The 13462-nt window shown below is 47.6% G+C and carries 16 protein-coding genes and 1 riboswitch; of the genes, 12 read left to right on the top strand and 4 right to left on the bottom strand.

The window, feature by feature from the left end; genetic code table 11:
- Window positions 1-16: 16 nt before the first annotated feature.
- From aglA to TRQ2_RS05125, 10 genes are all read left to right on the top strand, one after another.
- The gene (aglA, locus tag TRQ2_RS05080; protein WP_012310864.1) at window positions 17-1459 is read left to right on the top strand and encodes an alpha-glucosidase AglA; all 1443 of its coding nucleotides are present in this window, start codon (window positions 17-19) and stop codon (window positions 1457-1459) included.
- Window positions 1460-1609: 150 nt separating this feature from the next.
- Window positions 1610-2203: a cache domain-containing protein gene (locus tag TRQ2_RS05085; protein ID WP_012310865.1), complete on the top strand. Its 594-nt coding sequence runs from the start codon at window positions 1610-1612 to the stop codon at window positions 2201-2203.
- Window positions 2204-2237: 34 nt separating this feature from the next.
- Window positions 2238-2627 carry an IS200/IS605 family transposase gene (gene tnpA, locus TRQ2_RS05090; protein WP_012310866.1) on the top strand — a complete coding sequence of 130 codons (390 nt, stop codon included), beginning with the start codon at window positions 2238-2240 and terminating at the stop codon, window positions 2625-2627.
- Window positions 2612-3820: an RNA-guided endonuclease TnpB family protein gene (locus TRQ2_RS05095; RefSeq protein ID WP_012310867.1), complete on the top strand. Its 1209-nt coding sequence runs from the start codon at window positions 2612-2614 to the stop codon at window positions 3818-3820. The genes tnpA and TRQ2_RS05095 overlap by 16 nt, the downstream gene beginning before the upstream one ends.
- A gap of 47 nt (window positions 3821-3867) precedes the next feature.
- Window positions 3868-4122, top strand: coding sequence for a GGDEF domain-containing protein (locus tag TRQ2_RS05100; protein ID WP_004082375.1), 255 nt, complete (start codon window positions 3868-3870; stop codon window positions 4120-4122).
- A gap of 67 nt (window positions 4123-4189) precedes the next feature.
- Window positions 4190-4311, top strand: a riboswitch (FMN riboswitch).
- Window positions 4312-4370: 59 nt separating this feature from the next.
- Window positions 4371-5417: a bifunctional diaminohydroxyphosphoribosylaminopyrimidine deaminase/5-amino-6-(5-phosphoribosylamino)uracil reductase RibD gene (gene ribD / locus TRQ2_RS05105; RefSeq protein WP_012310868.1), complete on the top strand. Its 1047-nt coding sequence runs from the start codon at window positions 4371-4373 to the stop codon at window positions 5415-5417.
- Window positions 5402-5974, top strand: a complete 573-nt coding sequence (locus tag TRQ2_RS05110; protein ID WP_012310869.1) for a riboflavin synthase — start codon at window positions 5402-5404, stop codon at window positions 5972-5974. The genes ribD and TRQ2_RS05110 overlap by 16 nt, the downstream gene beginning before the upstream one ends.
- Complete coding sequence (locus tag TRQ2_RS05115; protein ID WP_012310870.1) at window positions 5949-7115, top strand: bifunctional 3,4-dihydroxy-2-butanone-4-phosphate synthase/GTP cyclohydrolase II; 1167 nt, start codon at window positions 5949-5951, stop codon at window positions 7113-7115. The genes TRQ2_RS05110 and TRQ2_RS05115 overlap by 26 nt, the downstream gene beginning before the upstream one ends.
- On the top strand, window positions 7112-7609 hold the full coding sequence (gene ribH / locus TRQ2_RS05120) for a 6,7-dimethyl-8-ribityllumazine synthase (protein ID WP_004082371.1): 498 nt from the start codon (window positions 7112-7114) through the stop codon (window positions 7607-7609). The genes TRQ2_RS05115 and ribH overlap by 4 nt, the downstream gene beginning before the upstream one ends.
- A complete protein-coding gene (locus tag TRQ2_RS05125) occupies window positions 7578-8393 on the top strand; it encodes a glycosyltransferase (RefSeq protein WP_010865411.1) in 816 nt (271 codons plus the stop codon). Before ribH ends, TRQ2_RS05125 begins: the two co-directional genes overlap by 32 nt.
- 12 nt (window positions 8394-8405) lie before the next feature.
- Here the strand turns inward: TRQ2_RS05125 and hflC are convergent, their stop codons facing one another.
- Genes hflC through guaA form a run of 4 tightly spaced genes read right to left on the bottom strand, consistent with a single transcriptional unit; the run spans window position 8406 to window position 12325 of the window.
- On the bottom strand, window positions 8406-9257 hold the full coding sequence (gene hflC / locus TRQ2_RS05130) for a protease modulator HflC (protein ID WP_004082369.1): 852 nt from the start codon (window positions 9255-9257) through the stop codon (window positions 8406-8408).
- Complete coding sequence (hflK, locus tag TRQ2_RS05135; protein WP_012310871.1) at window positions 9254-10180, bottom strand: FtsH protease activity modulator HflK; 927 nt, start codon at window positions 10178-10180, stop codon at window positions 9254-9256. The genes hflC and hflK overlap by 4 nt, the downstream gene beginning before the upstream one ends.
- Window positions 10181-10191: 11 nt before the next feature.
- Window positions 10192-10815 (bottom strand): N-glycosylase/DNA lyase, encoded by a 624-nt coding sequence (locus tag TRQ2_RS05140; protein WP_012310872.1) that lies wholly within the window; start codon window positions 10813-10815, stop codon window positions 10192-10194.
- Between the two features lie 4 nt (window positions 10816-10819).
- Entirely contained in the window at window positions 10820-12325 is a 1506-nt protein-coding gene (gene guaA / locus TRQ2_RS05145; RefSeq protein ID WP_004082366.1) for a glutamine-hydrolyzing GMP synthase, read from the bottom strand.
- A gap of 112 nt (window positions 12326-12437) precedes the next feature.
- Here guaA and TRQ2_RS05150 point away from each other — a divergent pair, with 112 nt between their 5' ends.
- On the top strand, window positions 12438-12953 hold the full coding sequence (locus TRQ2_RS05150) for a chromate transporter (RefSeq protein WP_012310873.1): 516 nt from the start codon (window positions 12438-12440) through the stop codon (window positions 12951-12953).
- Window positions 12954-12956: 3 nt separating this feature from the next.
- Window positions 12957-13457 (top strand): chromate transporter, encoded by a 501-nt coding sequence (locus TRQ2_RS05155; protein WP_011943641.1) that lies wholly within the window; start codon window positions 12957-12959, stop codon window positions 13455-13457.
- The last annotated feature ends 5 nt before the right edge of the window (window positions 13458-13462 follow it).

Below are 13462 nucleotides of genomic sequence, written 5' to 3' on the forward strand. Positions count from 1 at the left end.
ACAGGGAGGTGTTTTTATGCCATCTGTGAAGATCGGTATCATCGGTGCGGGGAGCGCGGTGTTTTCTCTGAGGCTTGTGAGTGATCTTTGCAAAACGCCGGGACTCTCTGGCAGCACGGTCACCCTCATGGATATCGACGAAGAAAGACTCGACGCTATTCTGACCATCGCGAAAAAATACGTTGAAGAAGTGGGAGCGGATCTGAAATTCGAAAAAACCATGAATTTAGATGACGTCATCATCGACGCGGATTTTGTGATAAACACAGCGATGGTGGGTGGCCATACCTACTTGGAGAAGGTCAGACAGATCGGTGAGAAATACGGCTACTACAGAGGAATAGACGCTCAGGAGTTTAACATGGTCTCCGACTACTACACCTTCTCCAACTACAACCAGCTCAAGTACTTCGTTGACATAGCAAGGAAGATAGAGAAGCTCTCCCCAAAAGCCTGGTACTTGCAGGCAGCGAACCCCGTTTTCGAGGGAACAACCCTTGTGACAAGAACGGTTCCCATAAAGGCAGTGGGATTCTGCCATGGACACTACGGCGTGATGGAGATCGTAGAGAAACTGGGGCTGGAAGAAGAAAAAGTAGATTGGCAGGTCGCAGGAGTGAACCACGGTATCTGGCTGAATAGGTTCAGATACAACGGGGAGAACGCGTATCCCCTCCTTGACAGGTGGATCGAGGAAAAATCAAAAGATTGGAAACCAGAGAACCCCTTCAACGATCAGCTCTCTCCCGCTGCGATAGATATGTACAGATTCTACGGTGTGATGCCCATCGGTGACACCGTGAGAAACTCTTCGTGGAGGTACCACAGGGATCTTGAGACCAAGAAGAAATGGTACGGTGAACCCTGGGGAGGAGCAGATTCTGAAATAGGCTGGAAATGGTACCAGGACACACTTGGAAAGGTAACGGAGATCACAAAGAAGGTGGCAAAGTTCATCAAAGAAAATCCGTCCGCGAGGCTCTCCGACCTTGGAAGTGTTCTGGGAAAAGACCTCTCAGAAAAGCAGTTTGTGCTCGAAGTAGAGAAAATCCTCGATCCAGAAAGAAAGAGTGGAGAGCAGCACATCCCATTCATCGATGCGCTGTTGAACGATAACAAGGCAAGATTCGTGGTGAACATACCAAATAAAGGTATCATTCACGGAATAGACGATGACGTGGTTGTTGAAGTCCCAGCCCTTGTGGACAAGAACGGAATCCATCCCGAGAAGATCGAACCACCGCTTCCAGATCGCGTGGTCAAGTACTACCTGAGACCAAGGATCATGAGAATGGAAATGGCTCTGGAGGCGTTCCTCACGGGGGACATAAGGATCATAAAAGAACTTCTCTACAGAGATCCAAGAACGAAGAACGACGAACAGGTAGAAAAGGTGATCGAGGAAATCCTCGCACTCTCGGAAAACGAAGAGATGCGGAAACATTATCTGAAGAGATGAAAGGATCTGAAAGGGGCCTGAAAGGCCCCTTTATGTATAATATAATGTGTTGAAAAATCCAAAAGAAGATAGTGGGGGAAAAGATGAGTTCTCTTAAAAAAAAAAGAACTTTTCTGGAAGATAACAATAGCTCTTATCGTTGCATTTGTTGTGATATGTGTTCTGAGTATCTTTCAGCTTTACTTTTCCGGAATGAAAACTGCCCGCGATTTCATAAGAAACGTGAACAATACCGTGACGTCCTTCATAAACGGATATTTCAGAAAATTCTATGTCGTCGTTGATGTTTTGAGCAGCATTCCTGAAGTAAGGTATGCACCTTATCTGACCGATGAGGAAAGACGGAAAGTGTTGGAAATCTACAGAATCTTCCAGGAGGCAGACAGAGATATATACTATCTGTACTCGGGATACGAAAACGGGCTTCTTCTGATCAACGATTACGAACCCGCAGAAGGATACGATCCAAGAGTAAGACCCTGGTACAGAGCCGCCCTCGAATCCCGACCTAGGCCCACCGGTGGGATTCCCTACAGGGAGTTCAAAACAAAAGAGCTTTTGTTTTCCGTGAGCAAGGTGCTTACGGACGACGAGGGAAACGTGACCGGTGTGATATCTGTTGAAACACTCCTGGAGAGACTTTTGAGTAATTTTCCTCATTCTTTTGATAACCATGAAACTGTGACAGAACCCCAACCACGCAAGCTATTCCCCTTCAGGGGGATAGGTTTGTTGTGGTGTTAATTATCTTATGATATAATTGAATGGGGTGATAGGTATGCATATCAAGAAGACAAGGTGGAGTCATTATAATCTGAACTATCATTTTGTGTGGATACCTAAATACCGCAGAAAAATCCTGGTCGGCTCCATAGCTGAAGAACTTGAACGAATACTCCGCAACACAGCAAAACAACACGGAATAGAAATACTGGCCCTCTCTATTCAGCCTGATCATGTTCATTTGTTTGTATCGGCGCCTCCGAGATTTTCACCGGCTGAGATAGCAAACCTACTCAAGGGTGTTTCAGCGAGGAAACTGCTGGAGAAATTTCCAGAGCTTAGAACCAAAGAGGGCCTTTGGGCTCGAAGTTACTACGTTGGAACAGCCGGTAATGTTTCTGAAGAAACTATCAGGAGGTACATCGAGGAATGTCAAGACGTGTGATACGAACCTACAAACTCGCTGTACCAGGACATTTGAATCAAATATGCGAAGAACTCAACCGCACAGCAGCAAGAATCTACAACAAAACGATGTCTCTTGTGCGAAAGATACACCAAAAGAAAGGCTTCTGGCTGTCCTGGCCTGCCGCAGACAAATACATCCTCCGCTGGGCAGAAAACATCAAAATCCACGTCCACTCAAAGCAGGCATTTGTTCAGCTCTACTTTCAAGCCCTCAAAGGGTACTTCAAAGCAACCAAAAAGAATCCAGATGCAAAACCTCCCCACAAGAAAAAACGCTATCTGCCGTTCATATGGAAAGAAAGCGCTGTAAAACTTCTGCCAGACGGCACCCTGAGATTGTCTTTGGGCAAAGAACGAGAACCATTTGTTGTACAAACACCTCTCAAACCTCCCCTTCGCATCAAACAGACAAGACTTGTCTTTGAAGATGGATACTATCTCCACCTTGCGATAGAGGTGGAGATTGAAGAGAAGAATGCTGGCTCTGGTGTTATGGCGGTCGACCTTGGAGTGCTCCGTCCCATTACGTGCTTTGATGGAAAAGAAGTCATCAGCTACCACGGAGGAGTCCTCAGCAGTGTTCTTCGCTATCGAAACAAACGCCTTGCAAGTTTTCAGTCTGCCATAGCAGAGTGCAAGAAGGGATCAAGAAGGTACAACAAGCTTGTTAGTGCAAAGAAAAGAGCCCTGAGACGGCTCAGAAACCAGATCAACGACATCATGCACAAGATCACAAGCAGTTTCATCGGACTGTGCCTCAGAAAACAAATCAGAACCATCGTGATAGGAGACGTCACAGGGATCAGAGAAAGAGCAGACTACAGCGACAACGCGAACCAGAAGATCCACCAGTGGCAGTTCAGAAAACTCATCGAGATGATAAGGTACAAAGCAGAGCAGTTCGGAATCGAAGTGGAACTCATTTCAGAAGCGAACACGAGCAAGACGTGCCCTGTCTGTGGTGCAAAGAACAAGCCGAATGGAAGAAGATACCACTGCAAAGCCTGTGGTTTTGAGTATCACAGGGACGGAGTTGGAGCAATCAACATCTGGAAAAGGTATCCTGGCACAGGCCAGGTAGTAGCGGGCTTGGCCCCCGCCAGAGGTGTGAGGTTTCATCCACACCTCTGTGGCCATGGAGCATCTTTGGCTCCATGGAAGGTGGCCTGAGAGCCACCAAGAATCCCATCCCCTTCAGGGGATTGGGAGGAGGTCAAGTGATTGCGAGGTGGGGTGGAGAAGAGTTTTTGATCCTCTGTCCTGAAACGAAGTTGAACGAAGCGGTGAGCCTCGCTGAGAGAATCAGGACTAAGATCGAGAAAGAAGTCTTTGAAAACGGCTTGAATGTAACCGTGAGTATCGGTGTTTGCGAAATGAAAGATCATGAGACAATAGACGATCTTCTCAAAGAAGCAGACGATAACCTCTATCTGGCAAAACAGCGTGGAAAAAACAGAGTGATCGGCAGATGAAGTTAAAAGATCTGTTCACCTTCTGGAAATAAATCCTTGATAGAATGGAGAAAACTGAATACAAAAGAAACGCTCTCGGGGCAGGGTGGAATTCCCGACCGGCGGTGAAAGCCCGCGAGCCCTCTCAGGAGGGTTGACCCGGTGGAATTCCGGGGCCGACGGTGAAAGTCCGGATGGGAGAGAGCGTGATGTGGAGATTATATGGGACCCGAGAGGGTCCCTTTTCTTTTACACAGGGAGGGTGTTGTATGTATGAAACTTTCATGAAAAGAGCGATAGAGCTTGCAAAGAAAGGACTTGGAAGGGTGAATCCCAACCCACCAGTTGGTGCGGTCGTTGTGAAAGACGGCAGGATAATCGCGGAGGGTTTTCATCCCTATTTTGGAGGTCCGCACGCTGAAAGGATGGCAATAGAAAGTGCAAGAAAGAAAGGAGAAGATTTACGAGGTGCAACTCTCATAGTTACCCTTGAACCCTGTGATCATCATGGAAAGACACCTCCATGCACGGATCTGATCATAGAAAGTGGAATAAAAACCGTTGTGATTGGAACAAGGGATCCAAATCCTGTTTCGGGAAACGGTGTGGAAAAATTCAGAAATCACGGTATTGAAGTGATAGAAGGTGTTTTGGAAGAAGAGGTGAAAAAGCTGTGTGAGTTTTTCATCACTTATGTGACAAAGAAAAGGCCGTTCGTTGCGCTGAAGTACGCGTCCACCTTAGATGGGAAAATAGCTGATCACAGAGGAGATTCCAAGTGGATCACAGACAAACTCAGATTCAAGGTTCACGAGATGAGAAACATCTACTCTGCTGTTCTCGTCGGTGCTGGAACGGTTTTGAAGGACGATCCCCAGCTAACCTGCAGACTGAAAGAAGGCAGAAATCCTGTGAGGGTGATCCTCGACAGAAAGGGTGTTTTGAGTGGGAAAGTGTTCAGAGTGTTCGAAGAAAACGCTCGGGTGATCGTTTTCACAGAAAGTGAAGAGGCGGAATATCCACCACACGTGGAGAAGGCCCTGAGCGATTGTTCTGTGGAGAGTATATTGAGAAATCTGTATGAAAGGGATATCGATTCTGTCTTGGTGGAGGGTGGATCGAAGGTGTTCAGCGAATTTTTGGATCACGCAGATGTGGTTTTTGGTTTTTATTCGACGAAGATTTTCGGAAAGGGGCTTGATGTCTTCTCCGGTTATCTGTCAGATGTTTCGGTTCCTCCGAAGTTCAAAGTGGTGAACGTGGAGTTTTCCGATTCGGAGTTTCTGGTGGAGATGAGAACGTGTTCACGGGAATAGTTCAGAAGGTGGAAAGAGGATACATCAGGGGAGAGAGGATCTTCTTCAAAAGAACGTGGGAAGTGAAACTGGGAGAGAGTATAGCGGTGAACGGTGTGTGTCTGACTGTCTCCGGGCTTTCAGAAGAAGAATACTGGTTCGATGTGGGTGAGGAAACGAGGAGGAGAACCAATCTTTTCGTTTCTCGTTTTTACAATCTTGAAAAATCTCTGGCTCTCGGTAGCAGAGTTGAAGGACACTTGGTGACGGGTCATGTAGACGGTACCGTCAGGTTTGTCGGAATGGAAAGGCGCGGAAACAGCTATTTCATGTTCTTTTCGATGCCGTCGGAAAGATGGGCGATCGTTCCAAAAGGTTCTATCACGTTGAACGGTATCAGCCTCACCGTCGTTGAAACTTCTCTGGACACGTTCAGTGTTCAGGTGATCCCACACACGTTCGAGAACACGAACCTCCAGTATCTGGTGCCCGGAGATCCCGTTAACTACGAGATCGATATCATCGCTCGCTACCTGAAAGGGGTGATAGACCGTGGAAGAACTGAGAGAGGCTTTTGAGGAAGGAAAGCCCGTCATTTTGATCGACAGAAATAGAGAGAACGAAGCGGATTTCGTTTTTCCCGCTCAATTGATCACCGAAGACGTTGTGAACTTTTTCGTCACATACGGGAAGGGACTCTTCTGCGTTACAGCCGACGAGGAAGATCTTTTGAAGAGAGGGTTCGTAAAACTTTCCTCGAACTACGGAGCGAACTACTTCGTGCCGGTGGACTGGGGCACTGGCACGGGGATTTCAGCGTTGGAGAGGGCAGAAACGTGCAGAAAGTTGGCAGAAGGCAGGTATTTTCATGAGTTCAGATACCCGGGTCACGTCACGGTGATAGGAGGAATCGGTTTCCAGAGACGAAAAGGACACACGGAGGCATCTCTGGAAATTTCTGAGCTCGCGGGCTTCAGCCGTCACGCCGTGATCGTGGAAATTCTGGATGAGAAGGGAAATTCTCACAATTTGGATTATGTTTTGAAGCTCTCAGAAAAATTTTCCCTCCCCGTTCTGGAGATGGACGATGTCTGGCGTGAATTTGTGAAGAGAAAGCTTCTCATGAAGAAAAAAGCAGAAGCAACACTTCCAACGGATTTCGGTGTCTTCAAGGTTGTTTCTTTCGAAAACCACCTCGATGGCAAAGAACACTTCGCAATCGTTAAGGAACCTCTCGAAGATCCCGTTGCTGTGAGAATACACTCCGAATGCGTGACCGGGGATGTTCTCTCTTCTTTGAGGTGTGACTGCGGTTCACAGCTGGCGAATTTTCTCAGATACATGTCAGCTCACGGAGGTATCCTGATCTATTTGAGACAGGAAGGGAGAGGAATCGGCCTTTCGAACAAAATTGCAGCCTATTCTCTTCAGGACAAAGGTTTGGACACGGTGGAGGCAAACAGAGTTCTTGGTTTTTCTGAAGACGAAAGAGATTACGCACCGGCGGTGCAGATCTTGAAAGCCCTTGGCATCGAAAGGGTTCTTCTCTTCACCAACAACCAAAGAAAGACGGTTGGTCTTGAAAAATACGGGATCGAAGTTGTCGAAACGAAGAGACTGTACGGAAGAGTAACACCTCACAACAGGTTCTATCTTTCGACAAAAATGAAAAAGCTCGGACACGAACTCGAAGAAATCTTCAGGGAGGTGAATTCATGAAGGTTGTTCAGGGAGACTACAGAGGAGAAGGTTTGAAGATAGCCGTAGTCGTTCCTAGGTTCAACGACCTTGTCACTTCGAAACTCCTCGAGGGAGCGCTCGACGGGCTGAAAAGACACGGTGTCTCAGACGAGAACATAACGGTTGTGAGAATTCCGGGAAGTATGGAAGCGATATACACGCTCAAGAGACTCCTCGATCTCGGTGTGCATGATGCTATAATCGTTCTCGGTGCTGTGATAAGGGGAGAGACGTACCACTTCAACGTGGTGGCGAACGAGATAGGTAAAGCAGTGGCGCAGTTCAACATGACCTCTGATATTCCTATTGTTTTCGGCGTTCTCACCACGGACACCCTTGAACAGGCCCTCAACAGAGCCGGAGCAAAGAGTGGAAACAAAGGTTTTGAAGCAGCGATGGTAGCGATCGAAATGGCAAATCTCAGAAAGAGACTCAGGAGGGATGTTTTTGAATCTGATAGCAACGGCAGGTAACGACAGAATAAGGGACTTTCTTGTGAACGACTGGTACAGATCTCTGAAGGAAAATGTGGATCTGAGCAAAACGGACGTTCTCGTCATAAACTACGGTCTCACAGGACTTCCTAAAGAGGTTATCAACTTTCCGGCTGTGGAGCGTTCTGGACTCATAAACAACACGCGTTTCATCAATCTTGCCATTTTTCTTGAGAATCATCCTGAGTACGATCAGATCCTGTTTTGTGATGGCGGAGACATCATCTTCCAGAGTGACATCTCGCACCTATTCGAGGAACACAGAGATGCTTTTCGAGCGGTTGTGGAGCAGTTGAGTCCACCCATTGATCTCGTGGTGAAGGAAGAAGACCTTGTGAATGGAAAGGAGATAAAGTCTTTTCTTTCAAACAAAAAGCTCTTCAACGTGGGTGTGATAATAGCACCAAGGGAAGGTTTCCTCGAGCTCGCAAGAACAATGGAGAGACGTCTGAAAAACATAAACGTCTGGGGTGGAGATACTGTCATTGGAAACTACGTGATCTACAAGAACCCTCATGTGGAACTTCCTTCGAAGTACAACTTCATTCCTTCAACGGCCCGAGAAAAATTCTACGTGAAAGATTCGAAGTTCTATCTCGAAAATGGTGAGCTCATTCCCATCGTTCACAACGCTGGGAGGTACAGATTTCTCAGACCGGTGAAAGATTTCGGTTACGGCCCCGGAAAGAACAGGGTAAACAAGTTCAACATATGGATGTTCAGAATGCTCTTCAGCGTGAGTAACTTTCTGAAAATGAAGTGAGGGAACTCTCCCTTACTTCGTTTTGAGGTATTTCAGTGCATCGAGTTCGTCTCCAATTATGAGAATTCCTTTCTCGATGGATCTGTAAACCTCCATCGTTCTCCAGAATTCGTAGAAGTCCTTGTCTTTTGAAAACACCTCCGCGTAGATCTTCACCGCGCTTGCTTCTCCGGTTCCCTTGATTTGCTCTGCTTTGCTTTGAGCTTCCGCGATCAGAACCTTCGCTGTTTTGTCGGCTTCCGCACGTATCTTTCTTGCCTCTTTCTCACCTTCAGCCCTGATCTGTGCAGCGATGCTGTATCTTTCCGCTTTCATTCTTTCGTACACGGCCTTTTCGTTCTCAGCGGGGAGGTCGGCGTGCTTCACCCTCACATCGACCACTTCTATGCCGAAGTCCTTCAGATCTTCTCTTGAAAGAGCCGTGACTTCCCTCAAAAGGTCTTCTCTCTTCTCGGAGATGATCTCGTCGAAGTTCGCTTTTGCGAAGATGTTCCTCACGTGTGAGTAAACCACATCGTCGATTCTTGGAAGAGCGAGCTTCACGCTCTTCAGTGATTTTATGAACGCTTCCGCATCTTTTATCCTCCAGAGAACGTACGTGTCTATCACGAGTGTTTTCTTGTCGGCGGCTATGATCTTTTCTGGTTCTATATCGTAGAGGAGGATTCTTTTATCGAATCTCACCACATTATCAACGAACGGCTGTTTGAAGTGAAGCCCAGGTTCCGTTTCTACTGCAACGATCTTTCCGAACCTCAGAACCACCGCTTGCTGTGTCTGATCCAGGACGTAAAAAGAAGAGAAAAGAAGGATCGCACCCACCACGATCAGAATGATCAGAAGAGAAATCATCCAGATTTTCATTTTCCCATCCCCTTCAGAAGGTCGGAAATGTTGAGAATGTTCAGAGAATCACCGTTTCCCACGAAGAAAACCTTGTTTTCGGATTTTTCAAGCAAAGATTGGAGAGCGTCGAGGAGCATTCGTTTTCTCGTGATATCAGGAGCCTTTGAGTATTCTTCCAGCACCTCTTCGAATCTTTTCGCTTCGCCGAGTGCTTTCAGATAAACTTCCTGAGCGTAGGCCTCTGCCTGTCTCAGTATCTCTTGTGCCTGTCCCTGGGCTTTTGGAACAACGTCGTTGGCGTATTTTCTTGCCTCGTTTATGAGACGTTCTTTGTCCTGACGAGCGTTGTTCACATCGTCGAAGGCGTCAACAACGGGATCTGGCGGGACCACTTCCTGGAGATAAACGTTTTCCACCTTTATACCGCAGTTGTAGGAATCGAGAATCTCCTGGAGCATTTGGGCAGTTTTGAATCCTATTTCATCTCTTCCTGAGGTGAGAACGTCGTCGATGCTTCTCATCGCTACCTTCTCACGAAGAACAGATTCTGTTGTGAATCTCACGATGGAATCCGCTTCTGTGATGTTGAAGGCGTAAGCGACGGGGTCTTTCACCCTGTACTGAACCACCGCTTCCACACTCACGAGGTTGTTGTCTCCTGTGATCATTATGGCTTCTTGAGGAACCGACTGGTAAGAGATCCTCTCCCCTCGTTGAATGCTTCTGAATCCTATTTCGATCTTTCTCACAGTTGTGACGTCGACGGTCACATGAGACTGAATCGGATATGGCAGGTGGTAGTGGATTCCTGAAGGAACGACCGAGGTGAATCTTCCAAAAGTCTTGAGGAGGGTGACTTCGGAGGGTCCTACCTGATACACACCGGTGAGAAAGTAGATTCCCAGCACAATGAAAACGACTATCCACACGTATTTTCGCACCCCATCACCCCCTATTTATCCACCTTTCCCTTCACAAGGTACCACAGGTAGAGATCGAACTTCCCGGGAGATTCTCCAAACGCTTCGGCGACTTTTCTGAGGATCTCTTCCACGTAGAGATATCTTTTCTTACTCCATCCTTTTGGTATCTCCTGAATCAGGCCGTGTCTTTTCATGAGTTTCAGAACGTGTTTATCCAAAATGGCGAGGTCTTCCACACCGGTGTTTCTGAGAAAGTGGCTCGCCTCTTTCCAGCCGATCCCCTTTGCGTTTCTTACTAGGAACTCTCTGGATTGAAAAGGATCACCCTTCACAAGGTTCTTCAACTTTCCCAGCAGTTTTCTGTTTTCTACTATGAACTCGGCTCTCTTTTGAGGATACCTGTGTCCAACCTCTCTCAGTTTTTCCGCGAGTTCCTCAAGGGGAAGATGCACAAAACCCTTTCCGATTTCTTTCTGCGCTCTAATTCCACCTTCCGCACTCCAGTTGGCTGTGAGAACACAGAAAGAGAGTTCACAGAAGAGATCCTCTTCTGTTCCTTCTTCGCCCAATCTTTTGAACTCTTCGAACCGCTGTTCAACGAGCGGTTTTGCTTCTTCTCGTATCCTTTCGAGTTCTTTCAGCAGTTCTTCCAAGTTCTCACTCCCACTCTATGGTTGCAGGCGGTTTTGAAGTTATATCGTAGACCACTCTGCCGACACCTTTCACTTCTCTTGTGATCCTTCTTGCTGCCTCGTCCAGTATATCATGCGGAATTCTGGACCAGTCTGCGGTCATCCCCTCCACGCTGTTCACGGCTCGAAGCGCCACCACGTACTCATACGCCCTCGCGTCACCCTTCACGCCTACGCTTTTTATAGGAAGAAGAACCGCAAACGCCTGCCACACTTTATCGTAGTAGTCATGCTTTCTGAGAGTTTCTATGAATATGTAGTCCGCTTCTCTCAGGATTTCGAGCTTTTCTTCCGTGACCTCTCCCAGCACCCTCACGGCGAGTCCAGGGCCAGGGAACGGATGCCTGTTTATGATCCTGTCCGGTATGCCGAGATACTTTCCTACTTTTCTCACCTCGTCTTTGAAGAGGTCTCTGAGGGGTTCTACCAGTTTCAGGTTCATCTTCTCTGGAAGACCGCCCACGTTGTGGTGGCTCTTTATCTTCGCAGTCGTCTTTCCGGATGCGGCGCTTTCTATGACGTCTGAATAGATCGTTCCCTGAACAAGAAATTCCACATCGTGTTTTTTCGCTTCCTCTTCGAACACTCGTATGAATTCTTCTCCTATGATCTTCCTCTTCTTCTCCGGATCCGTGACTCCTCTGAGTTTTTCGAGAAATCTCTTCCTGGCATCCACAACAACCAGATTCATGTCGAAGTGTTCCTTGAAGACTCTCTCCACTTCTTCTCGCTCGTTCTTTCTGAGAAGGCCGTGGTCCACGAAGACACACACGAGGTTCTTTCCTATCGCTCTGTGCACGAGGACCGCTGCAACGGAAGAATCTACCCCTCCAGAAAGCGCGAGGATCGCTTTTTTGTTCCCTATGGTCTCTTTGATGTGTCTTATTTTCTCTTCCACGAGGTCTCCTATCTTCCAGTTTTTCTCAAGCTTACACACATTGAAGAGGAAGTTGGAAATCATACGATCACCGTACTCGGTGTGGTGCACTTCCGGGTGGAACTGGAGCAGCCAGAACCTTTTTCCATCTGTGGCAGCGGCGATCACACCCGTTTCGGACACAGCGATCGGGTGGAACCCTTCCGGAAGCCTAACCACCTCATCGCCGTGGCTCATCCAGACGTGAACCTTCTCCGGAATTCCTTCGAATATCGGATCCCTCGAGAGCTCCACGAGGGTTCTTCCGTACTCCCCTCGTCCTCTCCTGACCTCTCCTCCTAGTTCTTTCACGATCAGCTGCATTCCATAACAAATAGCGAGTACTGGGCCTTTGTATTCTTGGAACCACTCTGGAAGCTTTGGGGCGTCCTCTTCATAAACGCTTCTTGGACCACCGGAGAGGATCACGGCGTCTACTTTTGAAAGGTCCACCTTGTCATCGGGGAAAACCACTTCGGAATAGACCTCGTTTTCTCTGATCCTTCTCGTTATGAGTCTGGAATACTGAGAGCCGTAATCCACGACGAGTACCAACTCGATCCCTCCCGGTTTCTTTTGATACTATTAAATCATATTCAGATTTAACTCAATGGAAATTTGTGTTGAAGGAAAAAGTTCTAAAATCGAAGTTCAGGAGGGATCGAATTTGATTGGAAGACTGTTCTTCCTTTTCTTGAGGATCTCCGCCCTCACCATAGGTGGAGGATACGCCATGATTCCCGTGATGAAATGGGAACTGGAAAGATCCGGCCTTTTGACGGAGAAAGAATTCTTTCGTATCGTGAGCACAGCTCAGGTGGTACCGGGTCCTATCGCCTTCAACACTGCGGTGCTTGTGGGAAGGAGACTCGCAGGTATCTACGGTGCGATCGCCTCTGGATTGGCCGTTGTGCTACCACCGTTTTTTGCCATAGTTGCGGTTGCGGAAGTGATACGCACTCTTTCAGGAATCAGCTACGTTCGGAGTTTTCTGAGAGGTGCTTACGCTTCCATAATCGGACTTGTAGGGAGTGTTCTGTACCGGCTTGTGAAAAACCAGCGCTGGGATCTCTACAGAGCCGTTATGATAGGAGTAGCGGTTTTCGTTCTGCTTCTCAATGGATCCCTCGTGATTCCGGTGGTCATTTTGCTCGTTCTGCTTCTGTATCTGAAGGAGGTATGAACCTTGCTGAAACTCGCCTTCATCTTTCTGAAGGTCGGTTTTCTTTCTTTTGGCGGTGGATGGGCGATCGTTGGAATACTCAAGAACGAACTCGTCACCGGTGGCTTTCTCTCTCCTGAGGAGTTCTCTCAGGCGGTTTCGATCGCTCAAATGACTCCAGGTCCCGTTGCGATAAACCTGGCAACTTACACGGGATACAAATTTTTTGGTCTGATAGGTGCGGTGTTGAACACGCTCGCCTTCCTTGGGGCTCCCATTCTGGTTATCACCACTGCTATTTTCCTCAGAAAATACGTGAAGCTTCAGAGAGTGAGGTTGATGAAAGCGCTCGAAGGGGCCACCACAACCCTTTTGATCGTGACGCTCCTTTCGCTTCTCAGTTCCGTTCAGAATCCTGTGTTGATCCTGCTTTCTGCTGCCGCTTTTGTGTGTTCTTTCTTCAAGGTGCACCCTCTTTTCATCATTTTTGGGTGTGGAGTGATCGGAGCGATCCTCGGTTTCTGATAAAA

It is taken from the genome of Thermotoga sp. RQ2 (assembly GCF_000019625.1).
Lineage (GTDB): Bacteria > Thermotogota > Thermotogae > Thermotogales > Thermotogaceae > Thermotoga > Thermotoga maritima.

Coding starts and splice junctions, on each gene's coding strand:
- ribH (WP_004082371.1), top strand. CDS start 7,112: ATGAAGGTTGTTCAGGGAGACTACAGAGGAGAAGGTTTGAAGATAGCC.
- tnpA (WP_012310866.1), top strand. CDS start 2,238: ATGCATATCAAGAAGACAAGGTGGAGTCATTATAATCTGAACTATCAT.
- aglA (WP_012310864.1), top strand. CDS start 17: ATGCCATCTGTGAAGATCGGTATCATCGGTGCGGGGAGCGCGGTGTTT.
- ribD (WP_012310868.1), top strand. CDS start 4,371: ATGTATGAAACTTTCATGAAAAGAGCGATAGAGCTTGCAAAGAAAGGA.
- TRQ2_RS05125 (WP_010865411.1), top strand. CDS start 7,578: ATGTTTTTGAATCTGATAGCAACGGCAGGTAACGACAGAATAAGGGAC.
- hflC (WP_004082369.1), bottom strand. CDS start 9,257: ATGAAAATCTGGATGATTTCTCTTCTGATCATTCTGATCGTGGTGGGT.
- TRQ2_RS05095 (WP_012310867.1), top strand. CDS start 2,612: ATGTCAAGACGTGTGATACGAACCTACAAACTCGCTGTACCAGGACAT.